Annotated in this window: 1 protein-coding gene; it reads left to right on the top strand. The window is 55.2% G+C overall.

Annotated features, from left to right (window positions below; all coding sequences use genetic code 11):
- Nucleotides 1–462 (top strand): radical SAM protein (locus AACY49_RS30825; RefSeq protein ID WP_339528082.1); only part of this gene is annotated, 462 nt, incomplete at both ends.

Genomic DNA, 462 nt, shown 5'->3' with positions numbered 1-462 from the left:
GAAACCGCGAAGACCATCATCACTCGTAACACGTCGCCGGATTTGCCCTTTGATCGTTCGATCAATCCCTATCGTGGCTGCGAGCACGGCTGCATCTATTGCTACGCGCGACCCAGCCACGCCTATTGGGATATGTCGCCGGGTCTGGATTTTGAAACGAAGCTGATCGCCAAGACCAATGCCGCACAGGTACTGGAAGAACAACTCGGGAAAAAAGGCTATCAATGCGCGCCGATCAATCTCGGTTCCAACACCGATCCGTATCAGCCAATCGAACGCGAATACAAGATCACTCGTCAGATCCTCGAAGTGCTTTTGCGCTATCGACACCCGGTGACCATCGTCACCAAAGGCTCGCTGATCCTGCGTGATCTCGATCTACTGACCGAACTGGCGCAGCAACGGCTGGTGGCGGTGATGATCAGCCTCACGACGCTGGACGATGAGCTCAAGCGCATCCTC

The sequence above is a fragment of the Pseudomonas sp. EL_65y_Pfl2_R96 genome (assembly GCF_963970905.1).
Classification (GTDB): domain Bacteria; phylum Pseudomonadota; class Gammaproteobacteria; order Pseudomonadales; family Pseudomonadaceae; genus Aquipseudomonas.
This window is presented reverse-complemented; position numbering and strand designations above follow the sequence as displayed.